The 525-nt window shown below is 40.4% G+C and carries 1 protein-coding gene; it reads right to left on the bottom strand.

From position 1 onward, the window contains the following. Positions 1-123: 123 nt before the first annotated feature. Positions 124-525 (bottom strand): DinB/UmuC family translesion DNA polymerase (locus AC1DRF_RS31985; RefSeq protein ID WP_477742826.1); only part of this gene is annotated, 402 nt, incomplete at its 5' end.

Genomic DNA, 525 nt, shown 5'->3' with positions numbered 1-525 from the left:
GTTCTTCATCCTATAAAGAAACAATAATAGGTGAATGACAATCTTTGTATACTTTGTATTCACCCTTATAATATACTATTGTTACTTTCATTCCTCTATAGTGGACCATGATATCTCCTCCTATCAGGCTTTGTGGCCTCCTATAAGACCATTTCGATAACGAGCTGTTGAGTGACCCAGATAGCTTGAAGCCCGTAGCACACTATTCTTCCCATAACGCAGCCGAATTTCATCAATCGTTTTCGCAAGAGCATAGGCTCTTTCACGCTGATGGATGTCCTCAAATAAGCTCATTTGCTCCTCTTCTTCAATGCTGGTGTTGGATAAGGAGATCCCAATGGAGCGAATTGGCATTCCATTATCATGCGTATGTAATATGGTTAAACAATAGGGAAAGATATCTTGGCTTAAATTTGATGCTCGCCCCATTTTCTTTTGCCTTGAAAAGCCTCCACCTGTTTGTTTACTGTAGCCAATCGATAAATGGATCGTTTGAGCCACCACTTGATGCATGCGTAAACGAAA

The sequence above is a fragment of the Priestia sp. P5_B4 genome (genome assembly GCF_056400385.1).
This window is presented reverse-complemented; position numbering and strand designations above follow the sequence as displayed.